We start from the raw sequence: 18,568 nt of genomic DNA, 5'->3' as shown, positions 1-18,568 counted from the left end.
CCCCGCAGCAGGAGGCCGCCCCGGCCCCCGCGCCGAAGGCCGAGAAGCCCGCCCAGCCCGCCAAGGCCGAGAAGCCGAAGAAGGCCGAGAAGGTCACGACGCCCACCGGCAAGAAGGTGCTCAAGGGTGACGGCGAGTACAAGGTCCGCAAGGGCGACTCGCTCAGCCGGATCGCCGAGCAGCACCACACCAAGGGCGGCTGGAAGAAGCTGTACAAGCTGAACAAGGACATCGTCCAGAACCCGCAGCTGATCTACCCGGGCCAGATGCTCCACCTGAGCTGACCCGTCGGACGGCGGGCTCCACCCGAGCCGGCCGTCCGCCCCCGTGGCAGCCCCGCCCCCGTGTTGCGTGATCCGCGCACGGGGGCGGGGCATTTGCACGTAATACGTCCGCCGACTTTTTGTTTCGGGTCGGAACAATTAATCTCCTGTTACCCCTCCGTAGAGGGGGCGACCGGCTGGCCGATCCCGTCCGGCCGGTTAGGCTCGGTCTCGCAGAGCCACGGAGGCTGTGCACCCCGTGCCGGACCAGGTGGTCCGGCGCCACTCGCGTCACATCCCAGAAGGAGATGCTCGTGCCGTCCATCGACGTCGTCGTAGCCCGGGAAATCCTGGACTCCCGAGGCAACCCCACGGTCGAGGTCGAGGTCGGCCTCGACGACGGCAGCACCGGCCGTGCCGCTGTTCCGTCCGGCGCCTCCACCGGCGCCTTCGAGGCCATTGAGCTTCGCGACGGTGACAAGAACCGCTACCTCGGCAAGGGCGTGGAGAAGGCCGTCCTCGCCGTCATCGAGCAGATCGGCCCGGAGCTCGTCGGCTACGACGCCACCGAGCAGCGCCTGATCGACCAGGCGATGTTCGACCTGGACGCCACCGACAACAAGGGCTCCCTCGGCGCCAACGCCATCCTCGGCGTCTCCCTCGCCGTGGCCCACGCCGCCTCCGAGGCCAGCGACCTGCCGCTCTTCCGCTACCTGGGCGGCCCCAACGCGCACCTGCTGCCGGTGCCGATGATGAACATCCTGAACGGCGGCTCGCACGCCGACTCCAACGTGGACATCCAGGAGTTCATGATCGCGCCGATCGGCGCCGAGTCGTTCTCCGAGGCCCTGCGCTGGGGCACCGAGGTCTACCACACCCTCAAGAAGGTGCTGAAGACCAAGGGCCTGGCCACCGGCCTCGGCGACGAGGGCGGCTTCGCCCCCAACCTCGGTTCCAACCGCGAGGCCCTCGACCTGATCCTCGAGGCGATCAAGGAGGCCGGCTACACCCTCGGCAGCCAGATCGCCCTCGCCCTCGACGTCGCCGCCTCCGAGTTCTACAAGGACGGCAAGTACCTCTTCGAGGGCAAGGAGCGCTCCGCCGCCGAGATGACGGAGTACTACGAGGAGCTCGTCGCGGCCTACCCGCTCGTCTCCATCGAGGACCCGCTGTTCGAGGACGACTGGGACGGCTGGAAGACCATCACCGACAAGCTGGGCGACAAGGTCCAGCTCGTCGGCGACGACCTCTTCGTCACCAACCCGGAGCGCCTGGGCCGCGGCATCGAGGAGGGCGCCGCCAACGCCCTGCTGGTGAAGGTCAACCAGATCGGCTCGCTGACCGAGACCCTGGACGCCGTCGAGCTCGCCCAGCGCAACGGCTTCAAGTGCATGATGTCCCACCGCTCCGGCGAGACCGAGGACGTCACCATCGCCGACCTCGCCGTCGCCACCAACTGCGGCCAGATCAAGACCGGCGCCCCGGCCCGTTCCGAGCGCGTCGCCAAGTACAACCAGCTGCTGCGCATCGAGGAGATCCTCGACGACGCCGCGGTGTACGCCGGCCGCAGCGCCTTCCCGCGCTTCAAGGGCTGACACCCCGGCCCCCGGGCCGCGACGCCCGACGGTGTGCCCCCGCAGCTCCGGCTCCGGGGGCACACCCCTGTCCGGATCCCGCGTGCCCGCTGCGTGCCCCGCTGCGCGCGGCCGCGCCCCGGCGTCACGTACCGTGTGCGGGGAAGAAGACGCGGGACGGCCGCCAGGACGGTCGCGCGGCACAGCAGGCACACGGCACGCCGACGGGGAGGCGCGGAGAAGATGGCGCAGAACCGGGACCGGTTCTCCACGACCACCCGGCTGCGGCTGCTCGGTGAGCAGACCGCCGCCCGCGTCTACCGCTCCCAGACCCGTCGCCAGGCCCGCCGTTCCCGGCTGACCGGCCGGGCGGCGCTGCTCGCCCTGGTGCTGTGCACCCTGATCGTCGCCCTGGCCTACCCGACCCGGCAGTACGTCGCCCAGCGAGCCGAGATCGCGAAGCTGGAGGAGGAACGCGACGCCGCCCGCGAGCGGGTGGAGGACCTGCGCGACCTCAAGGCGCGCTGGAAGGACGACGCCTATGCCGAGCAGCGGATCCGCGAGCGGCTCCACCAGCTGCGGCCGGGCGAGACCGGGTTCACCGTGCGCGGTGCCGCCTCGGCGCCCCGGCAGGACGCCGGACGGCCCACCGCGGACCGCCCCTGGTACGACATCCTGTGGGAGGACGTCGACACGGCGGACGAGACGGACCGGGCCGACGCCGCCCGGGCCGCCGGCCGCGCGGACGCCGCCCGCTGACGACCGACCGCCCCACCCGTAGAGCGAGAGAGCAGAACCCCAGGCATGGAAACGCCCCCGCCGCCCACCGAGCGCACCGAGCCCACCGACGCGGACGTCGAGGCGTTCCAGCTCCAGCTGGGCCGTCCCCCGCGCGGGCTGCGCGCCATCGCGCACCGCTGCCCCTGCGGGCAGCCGGACGTCGTGGAGACCGCGCCGCGACTGCCGGACGGCACGCCCTTCCCGACCACGTACTACCTGACCTGCCCGCGCGCCGCCTCCGCGATCGGCACGCTGGAGGCGGACGGCGTGATGAAGGAGATGACCGAGCGCCTCGCCTCCGACCCGGAGCTCGCCGCCGCCTACCGCGCCGCCCACGAGGACTACATCCGGCGCCGCGACGAGATCGAGGTGCTCCAGGGCTTCCCCAGCGCGGGCGGCATGCCCGACCGGGTCAAGTGCCTGCACGTCCTGGTCGCGCACTCTTTGGTGGCCGGTCCGGGCGTCAACCCGCTGGGCGACGAGGCCATCGCGCTGCTGCCCGAGTGGTGGCGCAAGGGCCCCTGCGTGACGCCGCAGGGCTGCGCCGCGCCGGAAGAGGGGGAGGCGCAGTGACCCGGGTCGCCGCCGTCGACTGCGGAACCAACTCCATCCGGCTGCTGGTCGCCGACGCCGACCCGGCGACCGGCGAGCTGACCGACCTCGACCGCCGGATGACCATCGTGCGGCTCGGCCAGGGCGTGGACCGCACCGGCCGGCTCGCCCCCGAGGCGCTGGAGCGCACCTTCGCCGCCTGCCGCGAGTACGCCGCCGTGATCGAGGAGCACGGCGCCGAGCGGATCCGCTTCGTCGCCACCTCCGCCTCCCGGGACGCCGAGAACCGCGACGAGTTCGTGGCCGGTGTCCTCGCCATCCTGGGCGTCGAGCCCGAGGTGATCACCGGCGAGCAGGAGGCCGAGTTCTCCTTCACCGGCGCCACCCGCGAACTCGCGGGCCGCACCGACCTGGCCAAGCCCTACCTGGTCGTGGACATCGGCGGCGGCTCCACCGAGTTCGTCGTCGGCGACGACCGGGTGCGCGCCGCGCGCTCGGTGGACGTCGGCTGCGTGCGGATGACCGAGCGCCACCTGGTCGAGGACGGCACGGTGGTGGACCCGGCGACGGACGAGCGGATCGCCGCCATACGCGCCGATGTGGAGGCCGCCCTGGACCTCGCGGAGGAGACCGTCCCGCTGCGCGAGGCCCGGACCCTGGTGGGCCTGGCCGGCTCGGTCACCAGCGTCTCGGCGATCGCCCAGGACCTGCCGGAGTACGACTCCGCCGCCATCCACCACTCCCGCGTCCCCTACGAGCGGGTCCGCGAGATCACCGGACGGCTGTTGGGCTCGACGCACGCCGAGCGGTCGCGGATCCCCTCGCTGCACCCCGGCCGGGTCGACGTGATCGGCTCCGGAGCCCTGGTGCTGCAGGCGGTCATGGAGCGGATCGGCGCCGAGGAGGTCGTGGTCAGCGAGCACGACATCCTCGACGGCATCGCCTGGAGCATCGCCTGAACGACCGCCCGGGCCACGGCCCTGTGCCGCGCGTGACATGAGTCACACCACCGGTGCGGACCGGGAGGGCAACCCTCCCGGTCCGCACCTGTTTGTCCCCGGCGCCGGTCGGGCGGCCTGCGGCGGGCCAGGCGAAAGACCAGGGCGGATCCCGTCAACCCCTCGTAAAATCCAGCGGGTTGATCACCGTCCGCGCGTCGCGCACGGCGGCCCGGGGGAGGGCCCGGCGGTGGTCCCGCAGCTCTTCGCCACACCCGCGCATCTCGCCCCAGGAGGCATGTCCGTGCAGAAACGCCGTTACCTGGCAGTGGCCGCCGCTCTCGCCGTGACCGCGCCCGTCGCCCTGTTCGCCGCCTCGACGGCCTCCGCGGAGACGTCGGCGCCGGTGGTCGCCCAGGCCGGGTCCACCGTCCAGGAACTGGAGAAGGCCCTCGAGGAGGCGCGCACCGCCTACGGCGACGCCATCCGCGCCCGGATCGAGGCGTACGACAAGCTCGAGGCCCTCCTCGACTACGACAAGGACAACCCGCCGGCCGTGGTCGTCGCCGCCGACGAGGCCAGGAAGGCCGCCGACGAGGCCAAGACCGCCCTCGACGCCGCCGTGACGCGCGTCGAGAACGCCAGGACCGCGCTGGCCGAGGCGGACGAGGCGGGCAAGGCCGCCGCCGAGCAGGAGCTGTCCGACGCCGAGCTCGCCCTCGAGGGCGCCCGGCAGGCCCACGTCGAGGCGGACGAGAAGGCCAAGGCGGCCGGCACGGCGCTCGACGACGCCCGGGTCGACGCCGCGCGCGTGTACGAGCTCGCGAAGCAGGCCGAGAAGACCGCCAAGGAGAAGGCGGAGGCCGCCGAGAAGGCCCTCGACGACGCCAAGAAGTGCACCAAGGTCAAGGAGCTGAAGTCGAGGGCGATCGGTCTGCCCGAGCAGTTGGTCGCCGGAGACCGGGTGCCCTTCACCTTCCGGATCACCAACAACACCGAGCACACCGTCGACGTCGAGCCGCTGACCTTCATCGTCCTCGACACCGCGGGCGCCGACCAGGACGACCTCGCGGTCGAGTGGAAGAGCGGTGACGGCTGGGTCGAGCTGGAGCCCGCCGAGAGCCCCACGGTGGTCTTCGAGGACCTGAAGCCCGGCGAGCGCGCCAAGATCAAGATGCGCCTGACCGTCGACAAGGACACCCCGAAGAGCCACATCCACGCGTCCTTCGCCGCGGACCCGGTCAAGGGCTCCGTCCCGTGCCTGTACGGCCCGATGAAGAACTACGGGATCGACGTCCTGCCCGCCGGCAGCACCCCGAGCCCGACCCCTAGCGACGGCGCCTCGCCGAGCCCGACCCCGATCACGACGGCGACCCCGGCCCCGAGCGCCACCTCGAGCACCGCGCCGCAGGGCGGCACCGGCAACCTGGCCGCGACCGGCTCCACGGTGACCCCGGTGGCCCTGGCCGCCGCCTCCGCACTGGTGCTGGGCGCCGGCGCGGTGGTCGTCTCCCGCCGCCGCAAGGCGGACGCCCGGTCCTGACCCGGTCCCACGCCGCGGCCCGGCGGCGCGCCTCGGCGCACCGCCGGGCCGCGGCGTGTCCAGGACCGTCCGGACCTGCTCGGGTCCTCCCCGGGCCCTCCTCGGCCCCTCCACGAAGAACCTTCGTGAACTTCTTCACAAGGAATTGGCCCCGGGAGGGCGACAAGCGGCGCGACGAGCGGTCGGCAGGGGGCGGAACGCACGGTTCCGCGCATCCGTGCGGGGGGTTCGCCGTGCGGGGCGCCCGGATGCGCGCTCTTGTGTTTCGCGCTCCTCACACGGTCCTTATATGGACAAGGAGCAGCTCACGGGCCATGGACAACGAGAGGAAGGTGCACACCGTTCCCCTCCGGCGTAATGATCTGGGTCACGTGAGCCGCGCAGTGTAGCAGAGCACCGGTAGAAGCTTGTGAAGGGGCGCACGAAGGTCACCCCCCGAAGAGGTGGATACTCGATGCCATGAGCACCACGGAGCGTCCCAGGATCCTCGTTGTAGGCGGTGGGTACGTAGGCCTGTACGCGGCACGACGCATTCTGAAGAAGATGCGCTTCGGCGAGGCGACCGTCACGGTCGTCGACCCGCGCTCGTACATGACCTACCAGCCCTTCCTCCCCGAAGCCGCCGGCGGCAACATCTCGCCGCGCCACGTCGTCGTCCCGCTGCGACGCGTGCTGCGCAAGGCCGAGGTGCTGACCGGTCGCGTCACCACCATCGACCAGGACCGCAAGGTCGCCACGGTCGCCCCGCTCGTCGGCGAGGCCTACGAGCTCCCCTTCGACTACCTCGTGGTCGCGCTGGGCGCGGTCTCGCGGACCTTCCCGATCCCGGGTCTGGCCGAGCAGGGCATCGGCATGAAGGGCGTGGAGGAGGCCATCGGCCTGCGCAACCACGTCCTGGCCCAGCTGGACAAGGCCGACTCGACGAACGACGAGGAGATCCGCCGCAAGGCGCTCACCTTCGTCTTCATCGGTGGCGGCTTCGCCGGCGCCGAGACGATCGGCGAGGTCGAGGACATGGCCCGCGACGCGGCCAAGTACTACAAGAACGTGTCCCGTGAGGACATGCGCTTCGTCCTGGTCGACGCCGCGGACAAGATCCTCCCCGAGGTCGGCCCCAAGCTCGGCCAGTACGGCAAGCAGCACCTGGAGTCGCGCGGCGTCGAGGTGCACCTGTCCACCTCCATGGACTCCTGCGTCGACGGCCACGTGGTCCTGAAGAACGGCCTCGAGGTCGAGGCGGGCACCATCGTGTGGACCGCCGGCGTCAAGCCCAACCCGGTGCTGTCCCGCTACGGCATCGCCCTCGGCCCGCGCGGCCACGTCGACTGCGCCCCGACCCTCCAGGTCCAGGGCACCGACTACGTCTGGGCCGCGGGCGACAACGCCCAGGTCCCGGACCTGGTCGGCCGTGCGGCCGGCAACCCGAACGCCTGGTGCCCGCCGAACGCGCAGCACGCGCTGCGTCAGGCCAAGGTGCTCGGCGACAACGTCCTCTCAGCGCTGCGCGGCTTCCCGCAGAAGGACTACAAGCACGCCAACAAGGGCGCCGTGGCGGGTCTCGGCCTCCACAAGGGCGTGGCGATGATCGTCATGGGCAAGATGAAGATCAAGCTCAAGGGCCGTCTCGCCTGGTACATGCACCGTGGTTACCACGGCATGGCCATGCCGACCTTCAACCGCAAGATCCGTGTCCTCGCGGACTGGACCCTCGGTGCGCTGACCAAGCGCGAGGTCGTCTCGCTGGGCGCCATGGAGCACCCGCGCGAGGAGTTCTACGAGGCCGCCAAGCCGGCTCCGGCCGCCGCCGCGGCCACCCCGGCGCCGAGCGCCGTCGCCGCCGGCAAGACCGAGGAGAAGGCCAAGGCCTGACCTCGCGGTCACCTGCGTGAGCCCGAAGGGGCTGCCCACCTTCCGTGGTGCGGGCAGCCCCTTCGGGCTTTCCCGGCGTTGCTTTTCAGCCGATCGTTTGCTTTTCGGACGCCTGAGCCCGGCGGTGCCGATGTTTCGGGATGTTTCGTTGACCCGGGCTGTTTACAGCAGGTTCACAGTCGCCCTATGGTCCGGAGTGGGAGCGCTCCCACCCCCACGTTTCTATGTCATGCCCATGCACTGCAGTCGGGTGGACGGCCCGGCGGCGCACACCGGCATGACCGGCGAAAGGCACCTGCCGTGATCAGACTGACCAGCCGCTTACGCGGCATCAGGCGCAAGACCTCCCTGCTCACCGCTTTCGCGACTCTGCTCTCCGGTTTCGGTCTGGTGCTGCTGGCCCAGGGCCCGGCCGAGGCCCACGGCGTCGCCATGTCTCCGGGTTCCCGGACCTACCTTTGCTACAAGGACGCGATCACCGGCTCCGGTGCGGCCTCCCCGACCAACGCGGCCTGTGCGGCGGCCCTGGCCCAGAGCGGCTCCTCCTCCCTCTACAACTGGTTCGCGGTCCTCGACTCCAACGCCGGCGGCCGTGGCGAGGGTTACGTGCCCGACGGCACCATCTGCAGCGCCGGCGACCGCTCCCCGTACGACTTCAAGGGCTACAACCTGGCCCGCAACGACTGGCCCAAGACGCACCTGACCTCGGGCTCCAGCTTCCAGTTCAAGTACAGCAACTGGGCCGCCCACCCGGGTTCGTTCCGCGTCTACATCACCCGCCAGGGCTGGTCGCCCACCTCGCAGCTGAAGTGGTCGGACCTGTCGCTGATCCACACCGTCACCAACCCGCCCCAGACGGGCTCGGCCGGTGCCGACGGCGGCTACTACTCCTGGAACACCCCGCTGCCCTCGGGCCGCTCCGGTGACGCCCTGATCATGGTCCAGTGGGTGCGCTCGGACAGCAACGAGAACTTCTTCTCCTGCTCCGACGTCGTCTTCGACGGCGGCAACGGCAACGTCACCGGCATCGGCGGCAGCACCACGCCGAGCCAGCCGCCCACCAGCCAGCCGCCGACCAGCCCGCCGCCCACCAGCACGCCGCCGACCTCGCCGAGCCCCAGCTCCTGCATGGCGTCGTACAAGGTCGTGAGCTCCTGGGGCGGTGGCTTCCAGGGTGAGGTGCAGGTGATGAACCACGGCACCTCGGCGCTCAAGGGATGGCGCGTCAACTGGACGAACGCCAGTGGGACGTCCGTCGCCAGCCTCTGGAACGGCAACCTGACCACATCCGGATCCGCGGTGACGGTCACCAACGCCGCGCACAACGGCTCGGTGGCGGCCAACGGCACGACGACCTTCGGGTTCACGGCCAACTCGTCCGGAAGCAACCTGCCCACCGGCTCCATCTCCTGCACGGCCCTGTGACCGACCAGGACCGCACCCCCTGAGGGTGACGGGCCTGTGGACAGCCGCGCGGCCGTCCACAGGCCCGGCGGGGGCCGGCACACCGGCCCCCCATGCCTGAAGGGCGCCCTGGCGGGCAGAGATGAATTCCCGTCAATCTCCGGTTGACCTCGGTCGCCGGCCGGAGGGTCCAGGGCGGGTCTGTACAGATCAGTCGCGGTTCTGACGGTCCGTCAGCGACCCGTAAAATAAGACAACTTCGCGGGTGTGCTGCTGTTCGAACGGGGTCCCGCCGCTAGGCTCAGGCCTCGCGTGCGCCCCGCGACCGGCCCGGGTGGTGGAATGCAGACACGGCGAGCTTAAACCTCGCTGCCCCTCGGGGGCGTACCGGTTCGAGTCCGGTTCCGGGCACACCATTTTCGCCGCGCGGCCCGCCAGGGCGCGTGGCCGAGCAAGGCCGAGAACCACGGTGACCGCGACGCGGCGAAGGGCGGCGTCACCGCCCACGACGCCCCACCGCGAGCACCGACGCACCGCACCAGGCCGGCCCCCGGGCGCCCACCGCGAGGTGGGCGCCCGGGGGCCGCCGTGCTTCCCCGACGCGTCCCGAGGAATGGTCCCGCCCGGGATCCGCCCGGGATCCGCCCGGGATCCGCCCGGGTTCGTCCCGGTTCGGGCGGCCGGAAAAAAGCAAGCGCTTAGAAAAATGCGGCCGGTGTCACACCTCCATCGCGGTGACCGCGCGGGTACGGACCGGTAACTTCCCAGGAAGTCCGACCAATCCGCCGCGTACGCCTCAGGAGTCCTGATGCCCGAAGCCGTGATCGTCTCAGCCGCCCGTTCCCCCATCGGCCGCGCCTTCAAGGGCTCCCTCAAGGACCTGCGCCCGGACGACATCGCGTCCACCATCATCCAGGCCGCCCTCGCCAAGGTCCCCGAGCTGGACCCGCGCGACATCGACGACCTGATGCTCGGTGTCGGCCTCCCCGGCGGTGAGCAGGGCAACAACCTCGGCCGCGTCGTCGCCGTCGAGATGGGCATGGACTTCCTGCCGGGCTGCACCATCACCCGGTACTGCTCCTCCTCCCTGCAGACCAGCCGCATGGCGCTGCACGCCATCAAGGCCGGCGAGGGCGACGTCTTCATCTCCGCGGGCGTCGAGATGGTCTCCCGCTTCGTCAAGGGCAACTCCGACAGCCTCCCGGACACGCACAACCCGCTGTTCGCAGACGCCGAGGCGCGCACCGCCGAGGTCGCCCAGCAGGAGGGCACCACCTGGCACGACCCGCGCGAGGACGGCCTGCTCCCCGACCCCTACATCGCGATGGGCCAGACCGCCGAGAACCTGGCCCGGCTCAAGGGCGTCAGCCGCCAGGAGATGGACGAGTTCGGCGTCCGCTCGCAGAACCTCGCCGAGAAGGCCATCAAGGACGGCTTCTGGGCGCGTGAGATCACCCCGGTGACGCTGCCCGACGGCACCGTCGTCTCCCAGGACGACGGCCCGCGCGCCGGCGTCACCCTGGAGGGCGTGCAGGGCCTCAAGCCGGTCTTCCGCCCCGACGGCCTGGTCACCGCGGCCAACTGCTGCCCGCTGAACGACGGCGCCGCCGCCCTGGTGATCATGTCGGACACCAAGGCCCGCGAGCTCGGCCTGACCCCGCTGGCCCGCATCGTCTCCACCGGCGTCTCCGGTCTCTCCCCGGAGATCATGGGCCTCGGCCCGGTCGAGGCCTCCCGCCAGGCGCTGAAGCGGGCCGGCATGTCCGTCTCGGACGTCGACCTGTGGGAGATCAACGAGGCGTTCGCCGCCCAGGTGATCCCCTCCTACCAGGACCTCGGCATCGACCTCGACCGCCTGAACGTCAACGGCGGCGCGATCGCGGTCGGCCACCCCTTCGGCATGACCGGCGCGCGCATCACCGGCACGCTGATCAACTCCCTGCAGTGGCACGACAAGCAGTTCGGCGTGGAGACCATGTGCGTCGGCGGCGGCCAGGGCATGGCGATGGTCATCGAGCGCCTCAGCTGACCTCGGCCGGCCCGCGGCGGGGCCCCGCTCCCGGACGTTCGCTCCGGGGGCGGGGCCCGCTTGTTCTCCGGGCCCGCGTTCCGGTCCGCGTCCTCGGTCCGTGCCTCCGGCCCGCGGCCCGGCCTGCGATCCGGCCCGCGTCTTCAGCCGGCGCCTTCGACCCGTGCCTCCGGCCTGCGCTTTCGGCCTTCACCTCCGGTCTCGCGGGGGCGGCGGAGCGTGCCCCTCCGGTGGCCCCTCGAGAGCCTCTCCGGGACCTTTCCAGCCCTCTGCGGCAGTCTCCCGGGCGAGGCCTTCACAGGACCGGTGCCGTCCCGTGACCCAACCTCCGCCAGGATGTGACCTATCTCCCTCGGACCATGGTCGGCGCCGAGAACGCGCAGGTCAGCGGCCCCGTGGACACCGGTGCGCCCCCGCTGTGCGCCCGATTCGCGGTGGTTCGCACTGACATCCGGGCCGTTCAGGCGTCAAGCTCGGTAGGGGAACTCGATGTAGGAAAGTCGGGGTCGACTCGTACGGGGGTGCGCCGGTCGTCGTCCGGCGCGTTTGTCCGTGGGAACCGGGAGTACGTCAGTGAGCGCCATGCAGATCGCCCTGCTGGTCATCTCCGCCGCCGCCTGTGTCGTGGGGGCCGCGGTCCTCGTCGCCCTGCGGCGGCTGCGCGGGGAGTTCGCCGCGCTGCGCGCCGAGCTGGAGAGCGCGGCGCCGGACGGGTCCGCCGCCGCGCACGAGGGCACGTCGCCGCGGATCCCCGCCGCGCGGGCCGCCGCCGACACCGAGGACATACGCGCGGCCGTCGCCGAGGCGCTGGCCGAGGAGCGGGAGCGGGAGCTGGCCGAGGCGCGCGCCTTCTGGGCCGCGCAGGAGGCGCGGGACGCGTCCGAGGCACGGTCCCTGCTGGGACTGCCGCCGGACGGCGAGTTCCTCCTGCCGCACCCGTCCGACTTCGCCGGGCTGGAGCTCGACGCGGAGGGCGGCGAGGGCGAGTCCGCCGAACTGGCCGCCGCGCGGCGCCGCCACCCCTCCCACCCGGACTTCACCCCGCTCGGCGCGCAGTCGCCGACCGTCGCCGACGACGAGCAGACGCTGGCGCGGCTGGAGGAGCTGGCCCAGGCGGAGACGCCGCTGGCCGACGTGCGGCCCGGGCCGATGGGGACGCTCGACGTCTACGAGTTCGCCGACGGGACGACGCTGTGCGTCACACCCGGACACCGGGAGACCGCGGAACGGCTCGCCTCGGCGATAGACCAGGGTGACGCGCCGTCGCTCCTGGGCGGCTCCGGGATCTCCGGCGGCTACGTCCTCACGTTCACCTGCGGCCCCACCGACAACGTCTGCGTCCTCGCCGACCGGGTCATAGCCTCCCTCTAGCGGGAGCGCGGACGCGGCACGGAACGGCGGCGAGGAAAGACTGTCGCGGGAACCGTCGCACCCCTCGCGGACGAGGGGTCGGGACGACGACGGTTCCCGCGTCGGACGCGGACCGGGTCAGGACCGGACGTCGCGCACACCGGCCCGGGGCGGGGAGCCGCTCCCGCCCCCACCGGCATCCACCACCCTGCCGGACCCGTGTTAAGCCCATGCTGCGCGCACGTGACACGTGGGTACCACTTGCCGCAACGCCCCGGGTGCGACCCCGTCGTGAGGGGCGCACCCGGGTTCACCGCGTGGTCAGCGCTCCTGGCCCCTGGCGAGGAAGGACAGCAGGTCCTGCCGGCTGACGACGCCCGTCGGCTTGCCGTCCACCAGCACGATCGCCGCGTCCGCGGAACCCAGCACCGCCATCAGGTCCTCCACCGGCTCGCCGGACCCGACCTGCGGCAGCGGCGCCGACATGTGCCGCTCCAGCGGGTCGCCGAGGTCCGCCCGCTTGGTGAACAGCGCGTCGAGCAGTTCCTTCTCGACGACCGAGCCGATCACCTCCGCCGCCATCACGTCCGGGTGGCCCGCTCCCGGCTTGACGATCGGCATCTGCGAGACGCCGTACTCCCGCAGCACCTCGATGGCCTGGCCGACCGTCTCGTCGGGGTGCATGTGGACCAGCGACGGCATGCCGTGGTCCTTGTCGTTCAGCACGTCGGAGACCCGCGCGCTCGGGCCCGCGTCCTCCAGGAAGCCGTAGTCGGCCATCCACTCGTCGTTGAAGATCTTGCTCATGTAGCCGCGGCCGCTGTCCGGCAGCAGCACCACGACGACGTCGTCCGGGCCGAGCCCCTTCGCGACCTTCAGCGCCGCCACCACGGCCATGCCGCAGGAGCCGCCCACCAGGAGACCCTCCTCCTTGGCGAGGCGGCGGGTCATCTGGAAGGAGTCACGGTCGGAGACGGCGACGATCCCGTCCGCCACCTGCCGGTCGTAGGCGCTCGGCCAGAAGTCCTCGCCCACGCCCTCGACCAGGTACGGACGGCCGGAGCCGCCGGAGTACACCGAACCCTCCGGGTCCGCGCCGATCACCTTGACGCGGCCCTCGCTCGCGTCCTTCAGGTAGCGGCCGGTGCCGGAGATGGTGCCGCCGGTGCCCACGCCCGCGACGAAATGGGTGATCCTCCCCTCCGTCTGCTCCCACAGCTCGGGGCCGGTGGAGTGGTAGTGGGAGAGCGGGTTGTTCGGGTTCGAGTACTGGTCCGGCTTCCAGGCGCCCGGGATCTCACGGACCAGGCGGTCGGACACGTTGTAGTACGAGTCCGGGTGCTCAGGGTCGACGGCGGTCGGGCAGACCACGACCTCGGCGCCGTAGGCGCGCAGCACGTTGATCTTGTCCGTGCTGACCTTGTCGGGGCAGACGAAGACGCACTTGTAGCCCTTCTGCTGCGCGACGATGGCCAGGCCCACGCCGGTGTTGCCGCTGGTCGGCTCGACGATGGTGCCGCCCGGCTTCAGCTCGCCGCTCTGCTCCGCGGCTTCGATCATCCGCAGGGCGATGCGGTCCTTCACGGACCCGCCGGGGTTGAAGTACTCGACCTTGGCGAGGACCGTGGCCTCAATGCCCTCGGTCACCCTGTTGAGCCTCACCAGCGGCGTGTTGCCGACGAGGCTGATCATCGAGTCGTGGAATCGCACCGTTGTCTCCGGTCGCTCAGGTCTTGATTCGGTGGCCACCAGCCTACGGGCCTGACACAGCGTCGCCGACTCGTCACGATTGCGATTGGCCGACCACCTCCACGGGGCAAGCAAGGAGTACAGGACCGCGCGGGTGCGCAGGTGACGAGGAGGTGGCGGCGAGGGATGTCGAGTACGTCGAAGGCACGCGTGGCCCGGCGGATCGCGGCCGGCGCCGCGTACGGCGGGGGCGGTATCGGCCTGGCGGGCGCCGCCGCCGCGGGACTGCTGCTGGCCGAGATGCACCTGGCCCGGCGGACGGTGACGACCAACGGGTACGACCCGCACGTCCCGAACGCGGACGGCCTCTACGGAGGCGGCTTCGCCACCCGGGACCGCGCTCCGCTGCGCCTGGTGATGCTGGGCGACTCCACGGCCGCCGGGCAGGGGGTCCACCGCTCCGGGCAGACCCCCGGCGCGCTGCTCGCCTCGGGGCTGGCCGCGGTCGCGGAGCTGCCGGTGCGGCTGCGCGTGGTGGCCGTGCCGGGGGCGACCTCGGAGGACCTGGACCGGCAGGTGTCCGAGGCGGTCGCCGCGGACGACGGCCCCCCGGACGTGTGCGTGATCATGGTGGGCGCCAACGACGTCACCAGCCGCACGCCCGCCACCCGCTCGGTGCGCTGCCTGGCGGGCGCGGTGCGCCGGCTGCGTACCGCCGGGGCGGAGGTGGTCGTCGGCACCTGCCCGGATCTGGGCACCATCGAGCCCATCCAGCAGCCGCTGCGCTGGCTGGCGAGGCGGACCTCTCGCCAGCTGGCCGCCGCCCAGACCATCGGCACGGTGGAGCAGGGCGGGCGGACCGTCTCGCTGGGCGACATGCTGGGGCCCGAGTTCGCCGCCCATCCGCGGGAGCTGTTCGGCCCCGACGCCTACCACCCCTCGGCCGAGGGCTACCAGACGGCGGCCATGGCGGTGCTGCCCACGGTCTGCGCGGCCCTCGGGCTGTGGCCGGCCGAGGAGGAGCGTCCGGACGCCACCCGTGACGAGGGCATCCTGCCGGTGGCCCGCGCCGCCGCGGCGGCGGCCGAGGAGGCCGGCACCGAGGTCACTGCGGCCTCGCCGGGCGGAGTGCGCGGCGCGTGGGCCATGCTCAAGCGGCGCCGCCGCCGGCGGGTGAACCCCCCGCCGGTCCACGAACCGGCCCGGCACAGCTCCACAGGGGCATAACGAGGAGGTCCGGGGCGTTGCGTGCCTGCAAGGGGGAAGGAAAGATCCTACCCAAGCAGTAGAGTCACTTTTTTGCCTGTCCATTACTCTTGAGCCCAAGGCCACGCAGGGTGGCCATGGAGGAGTGAAATGAGGAGCAGCAACCCGGTCTTCTCGCGACGGGGGTTCAGCCGCGACAACGGCCACGCGGGCTTCAACACCGCGCCGCAGGCCGGGGGAGCCGCCGTCGGCACGCAGGGGGCCAACCCCTACGCGCAGAACCCGTACGCGCAGAACCCTTACGCCCAGGACGCCGCCCAGTACGGCGCCCCGCAGGCCCCGGTCTCCGCCGGCCGCATGACGATGGACGACGTCATCATGCGCACGGCGAGCACCCTCGGCGTGCTGATCGTCACCGCCGCCCTCTCCTGGGCGCTGCTGCCGGTCGACATGGGCAACATCAACCGGTCGTACGGCGTCGCCATCGGTGCGGCCCTCATCGGCTTCGTGCTGGCCATGGTCCAGTCCTTCAAGCGCAAGGCGTCGCCCGCGCTGATCCTGACCTACGCCGCCTTCGAGGGCGTGTTCCTCGGTGTCCTGTCGAACATCGTCGACACGCACATCGCGAGCGGCGCGGCCATGCAGGCCGTGCTCGGCACGATGGCGGTCTTCGCCGCCGTCCTGTTCGCGTACAAGATGCGCTGGATCCGGGTCAACCGGCGCTTCGCCGGCTTCGTCATGGCGGCCGCGCTCGGCTTCGTCCTGCTGATGATGGTGAACATGCTGTTCGCCGTCTTCGGCGGTGGTGACGGCCTCGGCTTCCGCAGCGGCGGCATGGGCATCATGTTCGGCGTCATCGGCGTCCTGCTGGGCGCCTGCTTCCTCGCCCTTGACTTCAAGCAGGTCGAGGACGGCATCGCCTACGGCGCGCCCCGCGAGGAGTCGTGGATGGCCGCCTTCGGTCTGACGCTGACCCTGGTCTGGATCTACACGGAGTTCCTCCGTCTGATCGCGATCCTGAACAGCAGCGACTGATCACCCGTGTGAACGGAAGGGCCCCGGGTCTCCCGGGGCCCTTCCGGCGTTACGGCGTAGTCTCGGGGTGTGGTTGATACGACTCCCCTGACCCAAGCCGTGGACCAGTTCGCCGACCGTCTGCGCGCCGCGCCGCAGAGCCGGCTGCAGCGCGGGGCGGCGGGCGAGGCCCTCGGCCTGGCCCGCGAGCTGGCGGTGCGGGCCCAGCGGCTGGAGGCGCCCGGCGCGGAGCCGCGGGAGATGCCGGACGCCGGCATGTTCGCCGTCGCCGACCAGGTGACCGTCGCCGCCCACGACCTCGCGTCGGTGGCCCCGGACGCGTCCACGGTCGCCGACGCCGCCCACCTGGTCGTCGAGGCGCAGCGCCGCGCCGGGGTCTGACCGGGATCTTGCCCGGGGCCACGTGCCTAGGGTGCGGTGGGCGACCCGTCGGCGGGCTCGCCCTCGGTGATCTCCGCGGTGTCCATGTCGACGGCGCAGTGCCCCGGTATCTCGGCCGCGGTGGTGGCGCACTCGGTGGGAGTGACCACCGCCTCCTTGTCCGCCGCCTCGTCGGACGAACACGCCGTCGCGGCCGAGGTGAAGCAGAGAACGAGCGCGGCCGAGGCCGCTGCGGTACGCAGGCGCATGGAAGAGGTCCCCCCTCTGATCGTCACACGGACGTCCGGATCGTAGCGGCAGGGGAGGCATCTCGACGGTCCCGCGCCGTGGACACCCCCTCCCGCCGCCTCGCCGGGCTGAATAAAGTCATGCGGAGTGATCCGCCGGGAGAGGGAGTATGCATTGAGCACCACCGCCGGGAGCCCCGCCGACGCCCGGCTGAGGGCGCTCTTCGAGGGCCGGCAGCTCACCCCCACCCAGCGCCGCATCGCCCACTGCATGGTGCGCCGCGCCGCCGAGATGCCGTACCTGTCCAGCGTGGAGGTCGCGGAGCTGGCCGGCGTCAGCCAGCCCTCCGTCACGCGCTTCGCGGTGGCCCTCGGCTTCGACGGCTACCCGGCGCTCCGCCGGCGCCTGCGCGAGGTGGTGCCGCCGTCGGACCCGTCGCAGGGCGCGGAGCGGGCGGAGACGAACTCCTACCAGCGTGCCGTCGAGGCGGAGATCGACAACCTGCGCCGCCTCGCCGACGCGCTGTCCGACCCCGGACCCGTCCGCGAGGCGGGACGTCTGCTGGCCGCCTCCCGCCCGCTGCCGGTGCTCGGCCTGCGGGCCGCGGCCGCGCAGGCCCACGGGTTCGCGTACTTCGCCGCCAAGGTGCACCCGGACGTCCGCCTGCTCACCGAGGGCGGCTCGATGCTCCACGACCGGATCGACGGCGCCCGCCGGGCCGGCGCGGGCGCCCTGCTTTGCTTCGCGCTGCCGCGCCACCCGAAGGAGACGGTCGAGGCACTGGCCCACGCCCGGGAGGAGGGGCTGACCGTGGTGACCGTGGCCGACTCCGCGTTCGCTCCGGTGGCCAGGGTCTCCGACCTGCTGATCCCGGCGGCCGTGGGCACCGGCCTGGCCTTCGACACGGCGTGCGCCCCGATGCTGCTGGGCCGCGTGCTGCTCGAGGCGATGTGCGACGGCCTGCCCGAGGCGCAGGCGCGGCTGGAGGAGTTCGACGCCCGTGCCGCCTCCCGAGGGCTCTTCGCCGAGTAGTCCGCGCCCGGGCGGACCGTTTCGGCGCATGTTGATCTCTTCCGTACTGACGCCGTTCCGACAACCCTTGACTACGATTTTCGTTCGAACGTTCCGACACCGGAGACGCGCGACAGGCGCTGGAGGACGAGGAGGGATCGTGGCTCGCGGAGGGCAGGGACTGGCCCGGGTGGCCGTGGTCGTGAGAGCGGGAGCAGCCCCGATGTGGTGGCTCGGGGTACTGGCGGCGGGAGCGGGATCGCTCCTGCCGGGACTGACCGGCCGGCGGATCGGCTGGTACGCGGGGGCGGTGCTGTTCCTGGCGGCCGCCGCCGTGGTGGCCGCCGCCCGGCGCAAGCGGTACCGGGCGCTGGTGAAGGCCGCGGCCAAGGCGGGCCGCAACGACGTGCTGCAGGACCGTGTGGTGTCGGCCCGGGTGTGGCGGCGGGGCCACGGGTGGTGGCTGCTGCTCGCCTTCCTCGCCGCGGCGGGGTCCTCGTTCGCGATGCCGGCCGCCGGTGGGATGGCGCTGGCCGGCGCGGGCGTCGGCCTGTGGCTGAAGGCGGCCTGGCTGGGCTCGCAGGAGCGGGCCGCCGAGGCGCTGCTGTGGGTGCGGGTGGACTGGCTGCGGCGCGGCGGCGCCCCGGCCGGGAAGGCCGTCCGGGGCTACCGCGTCACGGGTGTCGCGGCGGGGGGCGCGGCCCCCCGTGGGGGGG

General features: G+C 72.2%; 17 protein-coding genes and 1 tRNA gene. 16 read left to right on the top strand and 2 right to left on the bottom strand.

All coding sequences use genetic code 11. The features are described 5' to 3' along the window. The 11 genes from ACOV8S_RS00360 to ACOV8S_RS00310 all read left to right on the top strand — a co-directional run. The coding region (locus ACOV8S_RS00360; protein WP_448315181.1) for a LysM peptidoglycan-binding domain-containing protein at positions 1-284 on the top strand (284 nt) is incomplete at its 5' end. A gap of 293 nt (positions 285-577) precedes the next feature. Beyond that, positions 578-1,858, top strand: a complete 1,281-nt coding sequence (gene eno, locus ACOV8S_RS00355) for a phosphopyruvate hydratase (RefSeq protein WP_448315180.1) — start codon at positions 578-580, stop codon at positions 1,856-1,858. 222 nt (positions 1,859-2,080) lie between these two features. Then, on the top strand, positions 2,081-2,596 hold the full coding sequence (locus ACOV8S_RS00350; RefSeq protein ID WP_448315178.1) for an FtsB family cell division protein: 516 nt from the start codon (positions 2,081-2,083) through the stop codon (positions 2,594-2,596). A 45-nt stretch (positions 2,597-2,641) separates the two neighbouring features. Continuing rightward, positions 2,642-3,190, top strand: coding sequence for a DUF501 domain-containing protein (locus ACOV8S_RS00345; RefSeq protein ID WP_351113458.1), 549 nt, complete (start codon positions 2,642-2,644; stop codon positions 3,188-3,190). Then, on the top strand, positions 3,187-4,128 hold the full coding sequence (locus ACOV8S_RS00340) for a Ppx/GppA phosphatase family protein (RefSeq protein WP_448315176.1): 942 nt from the start codon (positions 3,187-3,189) through the stop codon (positions 4,126-4,128). Before ACOV8S_RS00345 ends, ACOV8S_RS00340 begins: the two co-directional genes overlap by 4 nt. Before the next feature lie 277 nt (positions 4,129-4,405). Continuing rightward, positions 4,406-5,650 carry an LPXTG cell wall anchor domain-containing protein gene (locus ACOV8S_RS00335; protein WP_448315174.1) on the top strand — a complete coding sequence of 415 codons (1,245 nt, stop codon included), beginning with the start codon at positions 4,406-4,408 and terminating at the stop codon, positions 5,648-5,650. Between the two features lie 459 nt (positions 5,651-6,109). Next, positions 6,110-7,519: an NAD(P)/FAD-dependent oxidoreductase gene (locus ACOV8S_RS00330; RefSeq protein ID WP_448315172.1), complete on the top strand. Its 1,410-nt coding sequence runs from the start codon at positions 6,110-6,112 to the stop codon at positions 7,517-7,519. A 303-nt stretch (positions 7,520-7,822) separates the two neighbouring features. Next, positions 7,823-8,944 carry a lytic polysaccharide monooxygenase gene (locus ACOV8S_RS00325; protein WP_448315645.1) on the top strand — a complete coding sequence of 374 codons (1,122 nt, stop codon included), beginning with the start codon at positions 7,823-7,825 and terminating at the stop codon, positions 8,942-8,944. 307 nt (positions 8,945-9,251) lie between these two features. Next, positions 9,252-9,334 (top strand) — tRNA-Leu (locus ACOV8S_RS00320). A 397-nt stretch (positions 9,335-9,731) separates the two neighbouring features. Then, the gene (locus tag ACOV8S_RS00315; RefSeq protein WP_448315170.1) at positions 9,732-10,952 is read left to right on the top strand and encodes an acetyl-CoA C-acetyltransferase; all 1,221 of its coding nucleotides are present in this window, start codon (positions 9,732-9,734) and stop codon (positions 10,950-10,952) included. 582 nt (positions 10,953-11,534) lie between these two features. Further along, positions 11,535-12,323, top strand: coding sequence for a hypothetical protein (locus ACOV8S_RS00310; RefSeq protein ID WP_448315643.1), 789 nt, complete (start codon positions 11,535-11,537; stop codon positions 12,321-12,323). 300 nt (positions 12,324-12,623) lie between these two features. Here the strand turns inward: ACOV8S_RS00310 and ACOV8S_RS00305 are convergent, their stop codons facing one another. Then, complete coding sequence (locus ACOV8S_RS00305) at positions 12,624-14,012, bottom strand: cystathionine beta-synthase (RefSeq protein ID WP_448315168.1); 1,389 nt, start codon at positions 14,010-14,012, stop codon at positions 12,624-12,626. 165 nt (positions 14,013-14,177) lie between these two features. Between ACOV8S_RS00305 and ACOV8S_RS00300 the strand changes: the two genes are divergently transcribed. The 3 genes from ACOV8S_RS00300 to ACOV8S_RS00290 all read left to right on the top strand — a co-directional run bounded on the left by ACOV8S_RS00300 (position 14,178) and on the right by ACOV8S_RS00290 (position 16,613). Beyond that, positions 14,178-15,218, top strand: a complete 1,041-nt coding sequence (locus ACOV8S_RS00300; RefSeq protein ID WP_448315167.1) for an SGNH/GDSL hydrolase family protein — start codon at positions 14,178-14,180, stop codon at positions 15,216-15,218. Positions 15,219-15,347: 129 nt separating this feature from the next. After that, entirely contained in the window at positions 15,348-16,232 is an 885-nt protein-coding gene (locus ACOV8S_RS00295) for a Bax inhibitor-1/YccA family protein (protein ID WP_448315165.1), read from the top strand. A 69-nt stretch (positions 16,233-16,301) separates the two neighbouring features. Then, the gene (locus tag ACOV8S_RS00290; protein ID WP_448315163.1) at positions 16,302-16,613 is read left to right on the top strand and encodes a hypothetical protein; all 312 of its coding nucleotides are present in this window, start codon (positions 16,302-16,304) and stop codon (positions 16,611-16,613) included. A gap of 26 nt (positions 16,614-16,639) precedes the next feature. Here the strand turns inward: ACOV8S_RS00290 and ACOV8S_RS00285 are convergent, their stop codons facing one another. Continuing rightward, positions 16,640-16,861: a hypothetical protein gene (locus ACOV8S_RS00285; protein WP_448315161.1), complete on the bottom strand. Its 222-nt coding sequence runs from the start codon at positions 16,859-16,861 to the stop codon at positions 16,640-16,642. A 154-nt stretch (positions 16,862-17,015) separates the two neighbouring features. Between ACOV8S_RS00285 and ACOV8S_RS00280 the strand changes: the two genes are divergently transcribed. Next, positions 17,016-17,873, top strand: a complete 858-nt coding sequence (locus ACOV8S_RS00280) for a MurR/RpiR family transcriptional regulator (RefSeq protein WP_448315159.1) — start codon at positions 17,016-17,018, stop codon at positions 17,871-17,873. 139 nt (positions 17,874-18,012) lie between these two features. Continuing rightward, positions 18,013-18,568, top strand: a 556-nt coding sequence (locus ACOV8S_RS00275) for a hypothetical protein (RefSeq protein ID WP_448315157.1), incomplete at its 3' end; no start/stop codon positions are given.

The organism is Streptomyces sp. CO7 (assembly GCF_053474865.1).
The sequence above is the reverse complement of the archived record's forward strand: the minus strand, read 5'-3'. Positions and strand labels throughout refer to the sequence as shown.

Coding starts and splice junctions, on each gene's coding strand:
- ACOV8S_RS00315 (WP_448315170.1), top strand. CDS start 9,732: ATGCCCGAAGCCGTGATCGTCTCAGCCGCCCGTTCCCCCATCGGCCGC.
- ACOV8S_RS00335 (WP_448315174.1), top strand. CDS start 4,406: ATGTCCGTGCAGAAACGCCGTTACCTGGCAGTGGCCGCCGCTCTCGCC.
- ACOV8S_RS00345 (WP_351113458.1), top strand. CDS start 2,642: ATGGAAACGCCCCCGCCGCCCACCGAGCGCACCGAGCCCACCGACGCG.
- ACOV8S_RS00310 (WP_448315643.1), top strand. CDS start 11,535: ATGCAGATCGCCCTGCTGGTCATCTCCGCCGCCGCCTGTGTCGTGGGG.
- ACOV8S_RS00295 (WP_448315165.1), top strand. CDS start 15,348: ATGAGGAGCAGCAACCCGGTCTTCTCGCGACGGGGGTTCAGCCGCGAC.
- ACOV8S_RS00300 (WP_448315167.1), top strand. CDS start 14,178: ATGTCGAGTACGTCGAAGGCACGCGTGGCCCGGCGGATCGCGGCCGGC.
- ACOV8S_RS00285 (WP_448315161.1), bottom strand. CDS start 16,861: ATGCGCCTGCGTACCGCAGCGGCCTCGGCCGCGCTCGTTCTCTGCTTC.
- ACOV8S_RS00330 (WP_448315172.1), top strand. CDS start 6,110: ATGAGCACCACGGAGCGTCCCAGGATCCTCGTTGTAGGCGGTGGGTAC.
- ACOV8S_RS00350 (WP_448315178.1), top strand. CDS start 2,081: ATGGCGCAGAACCGGGACCGGTTCTCCACGACCACCCGGCTGCGGCTG.